At 59.9% G+C, this 14,285-nt stretch carries 16 protein-coding genes and 1 pseudogene; 8 read left to right on the forward strand and 9 right to left on the reverse strand.

What is annotated here, in order from left to right; translation table 11 throughout:
* Positions 1-163: 163 nt before the first annotated feature.
* Positions 164-961 (reverse strand): annotated as a pseudogene (ppk2, locus tag BN1130_RS17170) (polyphosphate kinase 2); the annotation flags it as partial.
* Between the two features lie 148 nt (positions 962-1,109).
* On the opposite strand from ppk2, the gene BN1130_RS17175 reads away from it, so the two are divergent.
* Entirely contained in the window at positions 1,110-1,910 is an 801-nt protein-coding gene (locus BN1130_RS17175) for an alpha/beta fold hydrolase (RefSeq protein ID WP_042043467.1), read from the forward strand.
* A gap of 79 nt (positions 1,911-1,989) precedes the next feature.
* On the opposite strand, the gene BN1130_RS17180 is transcribed toward BN1130_RS17175, so the two are convergent.
* The 3 genes from BN1130_RS17180 to BN1130_RS17190 form a co-directional block, all read right to left on the reverse strand.
* Positions 1,990-2,814 carry a MipA/OmpV family protein gene (locus BN1130_RS17180; protein ID WP_042043468.1) on the reverse strand — a complete coding sequence of 275 codons (825 nt, stop codon included), beginning with the start codon at positions 2,812-2,814 and terminating at the stop codon, positions 1,990-1,992.
* A 211-nt stretch (positions 2,815-3,025) separates the two neighbouring features.
* Positions 3,026-4,090, reverse strand: a complete 1,065-nt coding sequence (locus BN1130_RS17185; protein ID WP_042043469.1) for an AI-2E family transporter — start codon at positions 4,088-4,090, stop codon at positions 3,026-3,028.
* A 10-nt stretch (positions 4,091-4,100) separates the two neighbouring features.
* Positions 4,101-4,334, reverse strand: coding sequence for a sulfurtransferase TusA family protein (locus BN1130_RS17190; RefSeq protein ID WP_042043471.1), 234 nt, complete (start codon positions 4,332-4,334; stop codon positions 4,101-4,103).
* A gap of 122 nt (positions 4,335-4,456) precedes the next feature.
* Here BN1130_RS17190 and bepA point away from each other — a divergent pair, with 122 nt between their 5' ends.
* Positions 4,457-5,911 carry a beta-barrel assembly-enhancing protease gene (gene bepA, locus BN1130_RS17195; RefSeq protein ID WP_370736618.1) on the forward strand — a complete coding sequence of 485 codons (1,455 nt, stop codon included), beginning with the start codon at positions 4,457-4,459 and terminating at the stop codon, positions 5,909-5,911.
* 111 nt (positions 5,912-6,022) lie between these two features.
* Here the strand turns inward: bepA and BN1130_RS17200 are convergent, their stop codons facing one another.
* Positions 6,023-6,463: a TlpA family protein disulfide reductase gene (locus BN1130_RS17200; protein ID WP_042043473.1), complete on the reverse strand. Its 441-nt coding sequence runs from the start codon at positions 6,461-6,463 to the stop codon at positions 6,023-6,025.
* Positions 6,464-6,637: 174 nt separating this feature from the next.
* On the opposite strand from BN1130_RS17200, the gene arsC reads away from it, so the two are divergent.
* Together arsC and BN1130_RS17210 are read left to right on the forward strand one after the other, a co-directional pair.
* Positions 6,638-6,988, forward strand: coding sequence for an arsenate reductase (glutaredoxin) (gene arsC, locus BN1130_RS17205; RefSeq protein WP_042043474.1), 351 nt, complete (start codon positions 6,638-6,640; stop codon positions 6,986-6,988).
* The gene (locus tag BN1130_RS17210) at positions 6,985-7,368 is read left to right on the forward strand and encodes a DUF2069 domain-containing protein (RefSeq protein WP_042043475.1); all 384 of its coding nucleotides are present in this window, start codon (positions 6,985-6,987) and stop codon (positions 7,366-7,368) included. Before arsC ends, BN1130_RS17210 begins: the two co-directional genes overlap by 4 nt.
* Before the next feature lie 38 nt (positions 7,369-7,406).
* On the opposite strand, the gene BN1130_RS17215 is transcribed toward BN1130_RS17210, so the two are convergent.
* Both BN1130_RS17215 and BN1130_RS17220 read right to left on the reverse strand, forming a co-directional pair.
* Complete coding sequence (locus tag BN1130_RS17215) at positions 7,407-8,021, reverse strand: acyl carrier protein phosphodiesterase (RefSeq protein WP_042043477.1); 615 nt, start codon at positions 8,019-8,021, stop codon at positions 7,407-7,409.
* Between the two features lie 84 nt (positions 8,022-8,105).
* Entirely contained in the window at positions 8,106-9,008 is a 903-nt protein-coding gene (locus BN1130_RS17220) for a LysO family transporter (protein WP_042043478.1), read from the reverse strand.
* A gap of 534 nt (positions 9,009-9,542) precedes the next feature.
* Between BN1130_RS17220 and BN1130_RS17225 the strand changes: the two genes are divergently transcribed.
* From BN1130_RS17225 to BN1130_RS17240, 4 genes are all read left to right on the forward strand, one after another.
* Positions 9,543-10,313, forward strand: coding sequence for an ABC transporter ATP-binding protein (locus BN1130_RS17225; protein WP_042043480.1), 771 nt, complete (start codon positions 9,543-9,545; stop codon positions 10,311-10,313).
* Between the two features lie 49 nt (positions 10,314-10,362).
* Entirely contained in the window at positions 10,363-11,136 is a 774-nt protein-coding gene (gene aotJ, locus BN1130_RS17230) for an L-arginine-binding protein AotJ (RefSeq protein WP_042043482.1), read from the forward strand.
* A gap of 175 nt (positions 11,137-11,311) precedes the next feature.
* Positions 11,312-12,052, forward strand: a complete 741-nt coding sequence (locus BN1130_RS17235; RefSeq protein WP_042043484.1) for an ABC transporter permease — start codon at positions 11,312-11,314, stop codon at positions 12,050-12,052.
* A gap of 3 nt (positions 12,053-12,055) precedes the next feature.
* A complete protein-coding gene (locus tag BN1130_RS17240; protein WP_042043485.1) occupies positions 12,056-12,748 on the forward strand; it encodes an ABC transporter permease in 693 nt (230 codons plus the stop codon).
* 78 nt (positions 12,749-12,826) lie between these two features.
* Here the strand turns inward: BN1130_RS17240 and BN1130_RS17245 are convergent, their stop codons facing one another.
* Both BN1130_RS17245 and pflA read right to left on the reverse strand, forming a co-directional pair.
* The gene (locus BN1130_RS17245) at positions 12,827-13,468 is read right to left on the reverse strand and encodes an energy-coupling factor ABC transporter permease (RefSeq protein WP_042043487.1); all 642 of its coding nucleotides are present in this window, start codon (positions 13,466-13,468) and stop codon (positions 12,827-12,829) included.
* A gap of 49 nt (positions 13,469-13,517) precedes the next feature.
* Positions 13,518-14,261, reverse strand: a complete 744-nt coding sequence (gene pflA / locus BN1130_RS17250; RefSeq protein ID WP_042043488.1) for a pyruvate formate lyase 1-activating protein — start codon at positions 14,259-14,261, stop codon at positions 13,518-13,520.
* Positions 14,262-14,285 lie beyond the last annotated feature (24 nt).

The raw sequence follows: 14,285 nt of genomic DNA on the forward strand, positions 1-14,285 counted from the left end.
CTGCGTTGGCGGCAGGTGTCACCGCTGCTGTTTTCTTTGCCGGGGCTGCATTGGTCGGGGCGGCGGTAATCGATGGCACTGTCGCCGCCGATCTGGCTTCCAACGGGGCCGTGTTCTTGGCTGGCTTGACTGCTTTGGGCTCCTTGAGCGCCTTGCCCTTGCGCAGTCGATGGGCCACATCGGGTACAAAGCTCTGCTTGGCGAGGGCGGGGCGCTCGTAGCCTTGGGTCTCTATGGGAGGCAAGGTTATCTTGTCGTACTTGATGGCTTTGTAGGGGATCCGGCTGAGCAGGTGGGAGATGCAATTGATGCGGGCGCTGCGCTTGTCATCCGCCTCGACCACGAACCAGGGGCAATCCTCGGTGTCCGTATAGACGAACATGTCATCCTTGGCGCGGGAATACTCGACCCAGCGCGAGCGGGCATGGAGATCCATGGGGCTGAATTTCCAGCGTTTGATGGGGGTATGGATGCGGTCGAGGAAGCGCTTCTCCTGCTCTTCGTCCGATACCGAGAACCAGTACTTGATGACAATGATGCCCGCGCGGGTCAGCATGCGCTCGAATTCGGGGCAGGCGCGCAGAAACTCGCGGTATTCGTCGTCCTCGCAAAAGCCCATCACTCGCTCGACGCCAGCCCTGTTGTACCAGGAGCGGTCGAACAGTACCATCTCACCGGCGGCGGGCAGGTGGGAGGCGTAACGCTGGAAGTACCACTGGGTGCGTTCGCGGTCGGAGGGGGCGGGCAGGGCCGCGACCTTGACCACCCGTGGGTTGAGCTGGGCGGTGATGGCCTTGATGACCCCGCCTTTGCCCGCGGCATCGCGCCCTTCGAACAGGACCACGACCTTGAGCCCCTCCTGTTTGACCCACTCCTGCAGCTTGACGAGCTCGGACTGCAGATTGACCAATGCCTTCTCATACTCTTTCTTGCCAAGCTTGGTAGCCTTGCTCATGATCATCTCCCTCTTTGAGTCTTCCCAGCTTGCACCAGTCGCACGCCCCGTGCCAGGGGTCATATGGTAAACTTCCGTTCATAGCACCCTGTGCCAGAACATCCTGGGTGTCGCCTGAGGTTCTGGTTCCCAGGCCAACTTGTTCGAGGAACTCATGAGACAGTTTGTGGAAATTGATGCCAGCCCGCTCGCCTACCTGGACGAGGGGCAGGGACCGGCCATTCTGTTTGGCCATGCCTACCTGATGGATGCCGAAGCGTGGCGTCCGCAATTAGAGGCGCTCAAGGGGCGCTACCGCTGCATCGTTCCCGAGTTGTGGGGCCATGGTCAGTCGGGGGGCTTGCCTGCAACCAACGGCAATCTGACCGACGTGGCCAGCCAGATGCTGCAGTTGATGGATAGCCTTGGCATAGCGGAATTCGTACTGGTCGGTCAGGGGCTGGGGGGGATCTGGGGCATAGAGTTGGCCAAGTTGGTGCCCACTCGGGTGCGCGCCCTGGTGCTGCAAGGCTGCTTTGCTGGCTGGGAGCCCCAGATCAGTCGGGCGCGCTACCAGGGCTGGCTGGATGAGATAGCCGCCAAGGGAACCGTGCCCAGCGCCATCGCCGCCGGTTTTACTGAACGTTACCTGGCAAATCACCCCCATCCGCTGTTGCAGCAGGCCATGATGGCCCGGCTTGCCCAGTGGCCCGCAGACAAGATCGACGCCCTGGTACGGCTCGGTCAGCATTGGATCGGGCGAGAGGATCGCATCGACTGGCTGCAATACTTCAGCCAGCCGAGTCTGGTCATCATGGGCTGCGAGGAGAAGATACATCCTGTGCTGGAGGGGTATCTGATGGCCGAGGAGCTGGGGTGTCCGCTCAAAGAGATCCCGGGAGCCGGTCATCTGGCCAGTCTGGAGGCGTCAGCGGCGGTCACCGGGGCGCTGGAGGCGTTCCTCGCAACCCTATGACCTGGCCGCCCATCGATTCAGAAAGAGGCCCGCATCATGCGGGCCTCTTTTTATGTTCTTGTGCGCAGCTCAGGAGGCGTCACCAGATATAGCCCAGCCCGACGCCTGCGTAGAGTTCGCCATCATGTTGCACCAGAGGGCTGTCGGCGATGTCGTTATCGTAGAGCTCGTAGTTGACGCCGAATCCACCAATCCAGTGGGGGCTGAAACGATAGCTGCCAATGATGGAGGCCATGGGGGAGAGGGTGGTGCCCGTGTTCCATTGCGGGCGGCCCGGTGCCACCTCATCGTCAGAGACGCCGCCGAAGTAGTAGTTGGCCATGTTGTGGCTGCGCAGCATCAGACCAAAGCCCGGCATGACCAGCAGCCTGTCGCGCACTATGGGGAAGTTGGCCCATGCCATCACTTCCTGACCGTTGCTGGTCCCCGTGACATCGCTGGTGGCCCTTAGGGTCAACAAGGCATACGGGGTCACCAGATCGGCACCAAATCCGGCCTCAAACTCGCCCTTGCGCTTGTTTATGCCATCGAAGAAGCGATCGTCATCGGGATCCAGGTTGCCAAAGCGCACCCGCCCGAAGGCATAGGTCGACAGATTGCCATCCCGGGAGAGGTAGTAGCGGGCCCTGTCCCCCAGATACATCAGGTTCTCACCAAAATAGAGTCCACCAGGTATGGGCAGCATGGTGTCATCCTGATGCTGATAACGGGCCTGGCCGCCGATAAAGGCGCCTCCCAGCACCAACCCTTTGGGAATGGGGCTGGTGGGGCTGTCACTGGAGAAGGGGCTCAGGGCACCCAGATCGATGTCGGCGTGGGCAGTGCCAATGGAGCAAGAGGCCAACAGGGCTGCGAGGCTAGCCAGCTTCCGGGCGGTTGACGGTGTCGATCGAACAGGGGTCATGTAAGTCGTCCTTGTTTAACTGCCCGTGTGATAGGCCAGAGGTGTCGAATGAAAAAAGGCGAGCATTTAAGCCGATGCTCGAAGCAGATGCAAGTTAGCAGGGCGCAACGCATTTAATATCAATAAATTGGCGCCCTATGTCAGGATTATTTTCATCCCGGTTGAACTCTGCTCGCTGGGTCACGATGGCGTGGTCTCCAATGGATCACCCTTAAGGGGCCGGGCTCTCGTCTCGTTTGGGCCAGGCATTGAGTACGGCCTTGACCAGGGTCGCCAGCGGGATGGCGAAGAAGACCCCCCAAAATCCCCATAAGCCACCAAAGACCAGCACGGCGATGATGATCACCACAGGGTGCAGATTGACGGCTTCGGAGAAGAGCAGCGGCACCAGCAGATTGCCATCGAGGGCCTGGATCACCAGATAGGCGACCATCAGCCAGGCAAATTCAGGTGTCAGCCCCCATTGGAACAGCGCCACCATGGTCACCGGCACTGTCACCGCCGCCGCCCCTATGTAGGGAATGAGGACGGAGAAACCCACCGCCACCGCCAGCAGCACCGAGTAGCGCAGTCCCATCAGGGCGAAGGGAATATAGGTGGCGATGCCGACGATGAGGATCTCGATGACCTTGCCGCGGATATAGTTGATGATTTGATCGTTCATCTCCACCCAGACCCGATTGACCAAGGTTCGGTTACGGGGCAGGAAGCGGCGTATGCCCGCCAGCAACACCCCCTTGTCCTTGAGCATGAAGAACACCATCAAGGGCACCAGTATGAGGTAAATGAGCAGGGCTACCACGTTGACCAGGGAGCTGAGCGAGGCGCTCACCAGGGTCTCGCCGCCGCTCAGGATGCGTTGGCGTATGTTGTCGATCAGCGTCTCCACCAGGCTGACATCGATGAGCTCGGGGTACTTCTCGGGCAGGGTACGCACATAGTCCTGGGTGTGGCCCAGCATGGCGGGGGACTCTTTGGCCAGATTGATCCCCTGGCTGACCAGGGTCGGGATCAGACCAAGCAGCGCCAGCACGGTCAGGGTGAGAAACAGCAGCAATACCAGACCGGTGGCGGGGGTTCGCCCCAGGCCCAACCGTTGCAACCGGCTCACCGGCCACTCCAGCAGATAGGCCATCACCAGGGCCACCAGCAGCGGCGCCAAGATGTCGCCAAACAGCCAGAGAATGGCGAAACAGAACAGCAATAACAGGAACAGGGTGACGGCATTGGGATCGGAGAATCGAGTCTGATACCAGCGTTTCAGGACTTCAAACATGGAGTATTCCTCAACAACAGGATGGCTCCCCGACCGTGAATTGCAGGTGCAGGTGCGACGGGGTTTGCTCAGCGCTCAGTATGCAATGGCCAAGGCGCGTCAGATAGGCCGGGATATCGCGGCGCGAGCCGGGGTCGGACAGGCTGATGGCGAGGGATTGACCGGTTTTAGCCTGGCGCAGCCAGAGCTTGACCATGATGAGTGGCTCAGGGCAGCGATAGGAGGTCAGATCCAGGTGTTCCATAACGGCTCCAGCGGGCGAGACGCCGCTATTATGGCCGTGATGGCAGCCTGAAACAACGCTTGTGGGCCGTCAGGGGCAAGGGTATCCTGCCGAAGCCCCTTCCTAAAGGAGATAGAGATAACGTGGCACGTTTTTCCCCCCTGATGGCAAGCATTCCCCTGCTGACCTCCCTGATGAGCGCCAGCTTTACTGCCCAGGCCAACAATCAGCTGCCCGACATAGGCACAGCCGGGGTGGCGGCGCTGCCCATCGAGCAGGAGGTGCGCTACGGTAACGCCTTCATGCGCTTTGCCCGTGCCGGTCTGCCCGTTATCGATGATCCCGTGCTCAGCCAGTACATTGACGATCTGGGTCAGCGACTGCTGACCAACGCTGACGGGGTGCGCTTCCCCTTCACCTTCTTCCTGATCAACGATCCCAGCATCAACGCGGCGGCCTTCCTTGGCGGGCGGGTCAAGGTACATACCGGCCTGTTTCTCTATGCCGACAGCGAGAGCGAACTCGCCTCGGTACTGGCCCACGAAATCACCCACGTCACCCAGCGCCACATCGCCCGTTATCTTGAAGCCCAGGCGAGCAGCTCGGCCATGACCCTCGCCGGTCTGGTGGGCTCCATCGCCCTGGCGGTGATCAACCCGACCGCCGGTATTGCCGCCCTGCAGACCACCCTCGGTCTGTCGATGCAGTCGGCCATCAACTACACCCGGGACAACGAATACGAGGCGGACAGGATCGGCATGAAGACGCTCTATGACGCGGGTTTTGACCCCAGCGGCATGGCGACCTTCTTCCAGAAGCTGGCGGCGGAGTATCGTTACGCCAGCAAGCCCCCCGAGATGCTGCTCACTCACCCCCTGCCAGAGACCCGGATTGCCGAGGCCCGCGCCAGGGCCGCCAGTTACGGCAAACGCAGCCTGCCTCCTAGCCTGGATTTCTGGTTTGCCAAGGTGCGTATTCAGGCGCGTTTTGGTACGGAGACACAGGCGGCCCTGCTCACCTTCTTCGAGCAACGGCTGAGTCGGGGCGACTACCCCCTCAAGGATGCCGCCCTCTATGGCAAGGCCCTGGTGCTGCTTCAGCTCAAACGGTCGGACGAGGCCGATGCCATCATGAAGGAGCTGGCCAGCCGCCATCCGGAGGATCTGTTCATCCTGGATGGCCAGACTGACATCGATCTTGCCAAGGGGCGCAATGCCCAGGCCATCGCCCGCCTCGAGCAGTTCAGACGGCGGATGCCGGATAACGAGGTGGTGGTGATCAACCTGGGCAACGCCTATCTGGAGGGCGGCAACACCGCCAAGGCGATCGCCATTCTGGATCCCTACGCCCGGGAGCATGAAGAGAACAGCCTGACCTGGAGCCTGCTGGCCGATGCCTATCGCAAGGCGGGCAAGATGGAAGAGCTGCACATGGCGCGGGCCGAGACCCTCTCCCTGCGCGGCGACTACCAGGCCGCCATCGACGAGCTGATCGTCGCCCGTGGCACGACCAGCAATAAACTGAATCTGGCCCGTATCGAGGCGAGGATCACCGAGTTGGAACGTGAGAAAAAAGCATTGGAGAGCCTCAAGATGTGACGCTTCTTGCGGCGGATAAGGGCGTAGCGGGTCACCGTTGCGCCCTTTTTATTGCCTGGTATGCCCGGACGGGGCAGCTGGCCTGCCCAGGCAGGCACAGGTGATTGCCGATCACTGGCGGGTCAGGGTCGCCAGCCGTGCGTGATTGAGTTCACCGACCAGGGTCTGCACCAGCTTGCCATCGGCATCGAGCAGATAGCTGGTGGGCAGCTGGGCGGGGCGGGGGAAGGGCAGCCTGGCGCCGGCTTCGCCGTTGACCTGCATGATGGGCACCTGGATATCGTGACGACGGGCCAGCTCTGCCAGCTCGGGCGCGCTCATGCTGTCGAAGCTCAGCGCCACGACCTGCACCTTGCCCTCCCGTTGCAGGGCATTGAGCAGCGGCATCTCCCGCAGGCAGGGCGCACACCACTGGGCAAAGTAGTTGACCAGCAGTGGCTTGCCCGCGAACCGCTGCAAGCTGACCGGTTCACCCTGGGTGTCGGTCAACTCGGGTTGCGGGGTACAGGCGCTCAGCAGAGCGGTCAGTGCCATGGCATGGATTGCTTTCATTGCCTCTCCTTGAGATGCGTCATCAGGTTGGGGCCTCTTCAGGCCCGAATGGCGGGCGTCTCATACAATTTGATAACCCTCTGGTTTCATTCCATCAATGGAAGACGTGCCTCAGGCTTTGCCATACAATAGCGCCGTTTCTTCCCCTCTCATGCGATAAATCAGGGAGTTATCATGAGCGAGACCCAAATTTACCACAATCCGCGCTGCTCGAAGAGCCGTGAGACCCTGGCCCTGCTCGAGCAGCATGGCATCCAGCCCGAGGTGGTGCTCTATCTGGAGCAGGCACCGAGCGAAGCTCAGATCCATCGCCTGCTGAGCCAGCTGGGCTTCGAGGATCCCCGCCAGCTGATGCGCACCAAAGAAGACCTCTACAAGGAGCTGGGGTTGGCAAATCTGAGTGGCGAGGCCCTGATCCAGGCCATGCATCAACATCCCAAACTCATCGAACGCCCCATCGTCATCAAGGATGGCCAGGCCCGGATTGGCCGTCCTCCCGAGCAGGTGCTGGAGATCCTCAAGTGACCACTTTTCACGCCCGTCTGCTGACCCTGGTCGGCTTCCTTGGTCTGCTGGCCTGGGTCATTATCTGGCACGTCTGGCTCTCTCCGCATCCTGACATCAATCCCTGGTTGCTGCCGGTGATCTGGACGCTGCCGCTGCTGTTCCCCCTAAAGGGCATACTCCAGGGCAATCCCTACACCCATGCCTGGGGCAACTTCGTGCTGATGCCTTACTTCCTGCACTCCCTGACCCTGATCACCGCGGATGAAGGGGAGCGCTGGCTGGCGGTCGTAGAGCTGGTGCTCACCATCCTCGCCTTCGTCGGTACCATCTATTATGCCCGCCTGCGCGGGCGGGAATTGGGCCTGAGCATTCGCAAGAAGAAAGAGACCCAGCCATAGGTTGTCAGCCATAAAAAAACGCCCCTTGGGGCGTTTTTTTATGGTCGATCCGGGTCAGGAAAATGGGGGCGCGCCTGCCACTCTTGCTGGGTAAAGCGCATCAGGTCGGGGTAGAAGGCAAGAAAGCCTTGCTCACAGCTGCGCCACTGGGCCGGGGTCAGGGTTGCCAGCGCCAGGCCGAGAGGTTGCGGACGGCGCAACCGCTGGCCTATGCCGTTGAGGGCCCGTGTCAGCCCGTCCAGCTCGGCATAGGAGGCGAGCCAGTTCTGGCGGACCATGGCTGTTAACGGGGAGGGGAGGCCACCTGGCAGGCGATCCTCATCGGCCAGCAGGGCGGCATAGCTCTGCTGCAAGAAGAGCGGCAGTGGCGTCTGGCTAAAGCGGGCCCAGTGCAGGCTGAGCCAATGGTCGTAGAGCATATCGGCCAGGATGGCGCCAAAACGCCGCCAGGGCGGCGCAAAGCAGGCGACCGCGGCTCTGTGTTCGGGGTGGGCATCGGTGAAGGCATCTATCTTGCGATGCAGCCAGATGCCTGCATCCAGCGATGGCGCCAGCCCGCTTGGCAAGGGGCCCTTGACGAAGTCGCCGAGCAGGTTGCCGGTGAGGGAGCTGTGGGTGTGGGCCGCCAGATGAAGGTGTGCAAGATAGTTCATGGGGTGCTCGCCGGGTGAGTGAGTGAACCTTAGCCGAGTTCAGGGGGGAGCGTGGTGATGGCCCCCCTTGAACCCGGTTGTGGCTCAGATCGCCAGGAAGGCAAGTATCAAAATGGGGCCGAGCAGACTCAGAATGAAGCCGGATACGATGGCGATCGGCACCATGGTGATGCCCCCCGAGCGCTGGATCACCGGCAGAGTGAAGTCCAGGGCGGTGGCACCACCATAACCGACCGCTGCCGAGGGGTGACGGCGCATCAGCATGGGGATGATGAGAATGGCGATGAGCTCGCGGCCAAGGTCGTTCAGAAATGCCGCCGAGCCCAGCACCGGCCCCAGCTTGTCGGCGACCAGGATGCCGGAGAGCGAATACCAGCCAAAACTCGAACTCATGGCCAGGCCGTGAGCCAAGGGCAGGCCGAGCAGCAGGGAGGCCACCAGGCTGCCCACCCAGCTGGTGAGGATGACGGTGGCCGCTATCTTCATGCCCCAGGGGTTGAGCAGGATCTGGCGCAGGTGCATGCCGGAATTGCGCATCTGCACCCCGATGAGAAACAGCAGCAGCATCAGCGCCCACTCACTCAACTTGTCGATGGGCAGGAAGCGTGGCTCGAACAGCAGGCCAATGAGCGTCCCCGCCAGCACCACGAAACAGAGCTGCACGGACTCCCATAACATCTTCCACTTGCTCGGCATCTGGGAGTCGTTGCCATCGTGGGGCGGAGGATTGCGCCTGTCCAGCCACCAGAGGCCGGCCAGATTACACAGAGAGATAGAGGCCAGCATCAGGGTCGCAATGACGAAAATGCGCGGCAGGTTAGCCCCCAGATCCTCCACGAAGGCCAGCCCCAAACCCATCAGGAAGAGGATCAGATAGACCAGCTTGCCGAGGGTGCCGTTGACGAGCTTGAGCAGGGGCTTGGAGGAGAGGGGAACCAGGTAGCCGATCACCAGGGGCAGCAGGATCAGCAAGACATTCAGCAGCATCGGGGCCTCAAAGAAGAGAATGACAAAAACGACACCTTATCATTAGTTATTAAGCGGGTGTCACATATCTGTGAGATAAGTTGACTCATCCGACCCTTGTTTTAACCTCGCGCTTATGGAGCCCCAAGCCTTTTGCGAGGGCGTCATCTGCCCTTGCGGGCTTTTTCTGCCAAAAAAACCAAGAAAATCACATGGATCCACTGCCAGTTTGCATCGCCAGCTGGTATGAATAAACAGGCTTTTGTGCTGTTATGATGAAAAAGCGATGATGTGCCGGATTAACTGAGGTATTAGGCGCGAAACAGGCTGGCGCCCTGGCGGTATTAAGTCGAGTTTTATGCATACAAAGTGCTGAAAAATACTATCAAGGCCAATAAAAATACAGATAAAACACCAGGAACCTCTACTCTGTATTGTTTTTTGACCATGTGGATGATATTTTCGCTGAAGGTTGCCATCGGTTAACATTTTGTTAATGGAGTGATGGTGGTATCACGCCCCAGCGGCGTCTAGGGACAGACAAGGTTGTAGTGGATGAGCGACGTTGCCGCACTGGAAGTTCGTGCTTTGCATAAGTACTTTGGCACCCACGAAGTGCTCAAGGGCATCGATATGACGGCCCACAAGGGAGATGTCATCTCCCTGATCGGCTCCTCGGGATCGGGGAAGTCGACCTTTCTACGCTGTGTCAATCTGCTCGAAACCCCTTCCTCCGGTAGCGTATCCCTTCACGGTGAGCTGATCCGGATGAAGACGAGCCGGACCGGCGAACGTACCCCGGAAGACATGCGCCAGGTTGAACGCATTCGCAGTCGCCTCGCCATGGTCTTCCAGAGTTTCAATCTCTGGTCACACATGACCATCATGCAGAACATCATAGAGGTGCCTATCCAGGTGCTGAAGGTGCCCCGTGCCGAGGCGATCGCCAAGGCGGAGCATCTGCTCAACCGGGTCGGGCTCTGGGAGCGTCGCGATTACTATCCCGGCCACCTCTCCGGCGGCCAGCAGCAGCGGGCCGCTATCGCCCGCGCCCTGGCGGTTGATCCCGAAGTGATGCTGTTTGACGAGCCCACCTCGGCGCTGGATCCTGAGCTGGTGGGGGAGGTGCTCAGCCTGATGCGCGAGCTGGCCGAAGAGGGGCGCACCATGATGGTGGTGACCCACGAAATGTCTTTTGCCCGTGACGTGTCGAACAAGGTGATGTTCCTGCACCAGGGGGTGGTGGAGGAGCAGGGCAATCCGAAAGAGATCTTCGCCCATCCCAAGTCAGAGCGTTTCAAACAATTCATATCTTCCATCTATTGATGGACGAGTCTTCCCATTATCCAAATTGTTTTATCAAGGAGAGATGACAATGAAAAAACTGATACTGGCCACGGCCATTCTGAGCACCCTGGCATCCGGCAGCCTGATGGCCAAGGAGTGGAAAGAGGTACGGATCGGGGTAGAAGGCGCCTATCCTCCCTTCTCCTGGACCGAGCCAAGCGGCGAGGTAAAAGGTTTTGACATCGACATCGCCAACGCCCTGTGCGAGGAGATGAAGGTCAAGTGCACCATGGTCAAGCAGGATTGGGATGGCATCATTCCGGCGCTGCTGTCGCGTAAATATGACGCCATCATCGCCACCATGGACATCACCGAAGAGCGCAAGAAGAAGGTGGACTTCACCCAGAAGTACCAGCACATTCCCGCCCGCTTCGCCGCCAAGAAAGGCACCGACGTGCAGCTCGACAAGGCCTTCATGGATGGCAAGACCATTGCCGTGCAGCGCGCCACCTCCATGGACACCTACATCACCGATAACTTCCCCAACGCCACCATCAAGCGTTACGGTACCGCCGACGAAGCCTATCTGGATCTGAAGTCCGGCCGTGTCGACTACGTGATGGCAGACTCTGCCGCCATCAGCGACGGTCTGCTGAAGAAAGATGGCGGTGACGCCTATGAATTCGTCGGCCCGAAACTGACCGATCCCAAGTGGTTTGGTGAGGGTGCCGGTATCGCGGTGCGCAAGGCTGACAAGGATCTGAAAGAGAAATTCAACGCCGCCATCCTGGCCCTGCGTGCCAACGGCAAATACAAAGAGATCAATGACAAGTACTTTGATTTCGATGTGTACGGTGAATAACGAGGCGACAGGCTGATCCCAGTCAATCGTCATCGGGCCCGCGGCTTTTCCCACGAAAACGGCGGGCCCGTTTGGTTGCAATAGAGATGCATGTGTATGTGTTTGATTTGAAAGGATCTTAATCCTCTGTTTGGGTGAGGCATACCCATTCAGTCAGTTTGCGATGGAGTTGCACATGTTTGATTTGAAAGGATACGAAGCCTCCCTGCTGGAAGGTGCCTGGATCACCCTGCAGGTGGCACTGGCCTCCCTGCTGCTGGCGCTCCTGCTCGGCCTGCTCGGTGCACTGGCCAAGCTCTCCCCCTATAAGTGGGCGCGGGGTCTGGCCACTGGCTACACCACCCTCATTCGCGGTATTCCTGATCTGGTGCTGATGATGCTGCTCTTCTTCGGCGGCCAGGTGCTCATCAACGGCATCTGCACCTGGATCAACGAGCAATACAACGCTTGGTTGTTGTCGAGCAATCCCAACCAGGATTGGGTCTCCCTGGTGCCCGATTACATCGATATCAGCCCCTTTGCCGCCGGGGTGGCCACCATAGGCTTCATCTTCGGCGCTTATATGACAGAAACCTTCCGTGGCGCCATCCTGGCGGTGGACAAGGGCGAACTGGAGGCGGCTCGCGCCTTCGGCATGCGGGCAACCCAGGTGTTTGTGCGCATCCTGTTCCCGCAGATGATGCGCCATGCCTTGCCGGGTTTTGGCAACAACTGGCTGGTCCTGCTCAAGACCACGGCCCTGGTCTCCATCATCGGACTCGATGACATGGTGCGCAAGGCATCACTGGCGGCGGGCTCGACTCAGCAACCCTTTACCTTCTACATGGCGGTAGCCCTCATCTTCCTGGTGTTCACGGCTGTCTCCACCTCGGCGCTCAAGTGGGCCGAGCGTCATTATGCTATCAAGACGAGGTAAGCCATGGACTTCTCGATAATCCTCAAAGAGTGGCCCACTTATTGGCAGGGCCTCTACACCACTGTGCTGCTGGTGGCCGCCGCCTTGCTGCTCGGCCTCATGCTGGCGGTGCCGGTGGGCATCTTGCGTAACCACAAGAACTGGCTGATCAAGGGGCCTGTCTGGGCCTATATCTACTTCTTCCGTGGCACGCCGCTACTGGTGCAACTGTTCATCATCTACTACGGCGCCGCCCAGTGGGAGTGGCTGAAAAACAGTGCGGCCTGGACGCTGTTCGCCGAAGCCTGGTTCTGTGCCCTGCTGGCCTTTACCCTCAACACCGGCGCTTATACGGCCGAAATCGTGCGCGGCGCCGTGATGAACATGCCCAAGGGGCAGATAGAGGCAGCCCAGGCCTTTGGCATGAGCCCCTGGCAGACCCTGACCCGGATCATCTTGCCCAACTCGTTCCGTCGGGCATTGCCGGCCTACAGCAACGAGGTGATCTTCATGCTGCAAGGCTCGGCGGTGGCGGGCATCATCACCATCGTCGACTTGACGGGGGCGGCGCGGATCATCAACTCCCGCTACTACAGCCCGTTCGAGGCGTTCATCACCGCCGGCCTGCTCTACATGATGCTGACCTTCATCATCGTCTGGCTGTTCAAGAAGCTGGAGTCGCGCTGGCACGCCCACCTGCGTCCCCGCAGCGTCTGATCCCGCCGATGCACCATAAAAAAGCCCGCAGCAGCGGGCTTTTTGTTGTCTCTATATTGCGATGGCGGGGAGCTAGGCTCAGCGGCCCAGGTAGGTGCGGTCGAAGAAGGTGTTGACCCAGTGGGGGCGGTAGATGGCGAGCAGGGTCATGGTCATGCCGTTGAGCAGGGCCTCGGGAAAGAGCAGCAGTGGCCAGATGCTGAGGTAGTCATCGATGATGGTCTGCCAGGGGTAGTCGCCGCTTAGCCCTAGCAGCAGGGCCGTGGCCAGCACTTTGACCGAAATGGCGAGGGCGCCGCCGAGGAAGGCGGCGATGAACAGATAGATGAACAGATGCCGTGGCAGCCAGGCCCAGCTTGCGAGAAACAGCAACCAGCTGGTGGCCACCGGCAGTGCTATGCCGAGCAGGGCGTTCCAGCCAACGTTGGCCCACTCCTCGACACCTGTGTAGCTGAGCAGTAGCAGAGTCAGGCAGGGGGCCCAGAGCGCCAGGCGCCAGCCGAGCAGCAGGGTCAGGCTGGTGATGCCGAGAAAGTGGATGGTCAGGCCATCATGAAGGCCGGCGCGCAGCAGCCAGAGCGGGATCAGAACGATGGCGCTGCCGAGCAGCAGGTGTTGATAGAGGGAGGTGGTGCGCAGGTTGTGCCAGAGCGCACGGTTCATGCTGGTACCTAACAGCAGCAACCAGAGCAGCAGGGCTGCGAGCTGGCCTTCACTCATGGGGCATCCTTGCCGTGGGGCCGTGGCAGACCGCGGCCGTCTCAGTTAATCAGTATTTTACCTGACTATGGTACTGGCCGAGGATGGCCTGGATCTGATCCATGGTCTCCCGCTTGGGAGGATGAATACCGGTCAGCTCGTAAGTCTCTCCCAGCACGTCCCATTTATGCTTGCCGAGCTCGTGGTAGGGCAGCAACTCCACCTTTTCGACTGACTCCCCCAGCTCCTTGATGAATTGACCCAAGCCATGGGCGCTCTCTTCGTCATCGGTCCAGCCGGGCACTACCACATAGCGGATCCACATGGTCTTGCCCTTGGCGGCGAGATAACGGGCGAACTCCAGGGTGTACTTGTTGCTGACGTGGGTCAGGGGGATGTGCTTCTCATCGTTGATCTGTTTGATATCGAGCAAGACGAGATCCGTGTTGTCGAGCACCTGATCGAGCATCTCGTCGTAGTGGCGCACGAAACCGTTAGTGTCGAGGCAGGTGTGGATCCCTTGCGCCTTGCAGGCTGCAAACAGTTCGGCAATAAAGGGCTGCTGCAACATGGCCTCGCCACCGGAGGCGGTCACGCCACCGCCAGAGGCATTCATGAAGTGGCGGTAGCTGGTGAGATCCTGCATCAGCTCAGGGACCGTCACTTCACGGCCGCCATGGGTGTCCCAGGTATCGCGGTTGTGGCAGTACTTGCAGCGCATCAGGCAGCCCTGCATGAAGACGATGAAGCGTATTCCGGGGCCATCGACGGTGCCGCAGGTTTCTACGGAATGAATGCGACCAATAACAGACATAGGGAACTCCAGCGTTTCGAGCAG

It is taken from the genome of Aeromonas rivuli (assembly GCF_000820045.1).
Taxonomy (GTDB): Bacteria; Pseudomonadota; Gammaproteobacteria; order Enterobacterales; family Aeromonadaceae; genus Aeromonas; species Aeromonas rivuli.

Excerpts from the sequence above, each read along its gene's own strand:
- BN1130_RS17175 (WP_042043467.1), top strand. The coding sequence starts at position 1,110 with ATGAGACAGTTTGTGGAAATTGATGCCAGCCCGCTCGCCTACCTGGAC.
- BN1130_RS17180 (WP_042043468.1), bottom strand. The coding sequence starts at position 2,814 with ATGACCCCTGTTCGATCGACACCGTCAACCGCCCGGAAGCTGGCTAGC.
- BN1130_RS17185 (WP_042043469.1), bottom strand. The coding sequence starts at position 4,090 with ATGTTTGAAGTCCTGAAACGCTGGTATCAGACTCGATTCTCCGATCCC.
- BN1130_RS17190 (WP_042043471.1), bottom strand. The coding sequence starts at position 4,334 with ATGGAACACCTGGATCTGACCTCCTATCGCTGCCCTGAGCCACTCATC.
- BN1130_RS17200 (WP_042043473.1), bottom strand. The coding sequence starts at position 6,463 with ATGAAAGCAATCCATGCCATGGCACTGACCGCTCTGCTGAGCGCCTGT.
- arsC (WP_042043474.1), top strand. The coding sequence starts at position 6,638 with ATGAGCGAGACCCAAATTTACCACAATCCGCGCTGCTCGAAGAGCCGT.
- BN1130_RS17215 (WP_042043477.1), bottom strand. The coding sequence starts at position 8,021 with ATGAACTATCTTGCACACCTTCATCTGGCGGCCCACACCCACAGCTCC.
- BN1130_RS17220 (WP_042043478.1), bottom strand. The coding sequence starts at position 9,008 with ATGCTGCTGAATGTCTTGCTGATCCTGCTGCCCCTGGTGATCGGCTAC.
- BN1130_RS17225 (WP_042043480.1), top strand. The coding sequence starts at position 9,543 with ATGAGCGACGTTGCCGCACTGGAAGTTCGTGCTTTGCATAAGTACTTT.
- aotJ (WP_042043482.1), top strand. The coding sequence starts at position 10,363 with ATGAAAAAACTGATACTGGCCACGGCCATTCTGAGCACCCTGGCATCC.
- BN1130_RS17235 (WP_042043484.1), top strand. The coding sequence starts at position 11,312 with ATGTTTGATTTGAAAGGATACGAAGCCTCCCTGCTGGAAGGTGCCTGG.
- BN1130_RS17240 (WP_042043485.1), top strand. The coding sequence starts at position 12,056 with ATGGACTTCTCGATAATCCTCAAAGAGTGGCCCACTTATTGGCAGGGC.
- BN1130_RS17245 (WP_042043487.1), bottom strand. The coding sequence starts at position 13,468 with ATGAGTGAAGGCCAGCTCGCAGCCCTGCTGCTCTGGTTGCTGCTGTTA.
- pflA (WP_042043488.1), bottom strand. The coding sequence starts at position 14,261 with ATGTCTGTTATTGGTCGCATTCATTCCGTAGAAACCTGCGGCACCGTC.